Here is a 679-nt window from a genome sequence, read left to right as displayed (position 1 = left end):
CAGCACGATCGTGCCCTTGCCCGCGGCATCCGACTTCTCCATGTGCGGCTCCAGATACGCCACCGCCGACTTCATCACCTCGGCGGACTGCAGCACGAACGGCAGCTGCATCTGCCCCGAGCCGAACAGCTCACCGACCACCTTCATCCCGTCCAGGAGGGTGTCGTTGACGATGTCGAGAGCCGGCCGGTCCGCCAGAGCCGCGTCCAGATCGGCCTCCAGGCCGTTCCTCTCCCCGTCGATGATCCGCCGCTTGAGCCGCTCCTCCAGCGGGAGGGCGGCGAGTTCCTCGGCCTTGCCCGCCTTCAGCGACTTCGCGGTGGCGCCCTCGAACAGCTGCATCAGCTTCTGCAACGGGTCGTAACCCTCACGGCGCCGGTCGTAGACCAGGTCCAGCGCGGTCGTGACCTCCTCCTCACCGAACCGGGCGATCGGCAGGATCTTCGAGGCGTGCACGATCGCCGAGTCCAGACCCGCCTTCACACACTCGTCCAGGAACACACTGTTGAGGAGGATGCGGGCGGCCGGGTTCAGACCGAAGGAGATGTTCGACAGGCCGAGCGTGGTCTGCACGTCCGGGTGGCGGCGCTTCAGCTCCCGGATCGCCTCGATCGTGGCCAGACCGTCCCTGCGGGACTCCTCCTGCCCCGTGCAGATCGTGAACGTCAGGGTGTCGATG

At 67.0% G+C, this 679-nt stretch carries 1 protein-coding gene; it reads right to left on the bottom strand.

Translation table 11 applies throughout. The annotated features are described in order from the left end of the window. On the bottom strand, positions 1 to 679 hold a 679-nt coding region (locus BIV23_RS45235), incomplete at both ends, for a B12-binding domain-containing protein (RefSeq protein ID WP_177240274.1).

This window comes from Streptomyces monashensis (assembly GCF_001866665.1).
Classification (GTDB): domain Bacteria; phylum Actinomycetota; class Actinomycetes; order Streptomycetales; family Streptomycetaceae; genus Streptomyces; species Streptomyces monashensis.
This window is presented reverse-complemented; position numbering and strand designations above follow the sequence as displayed.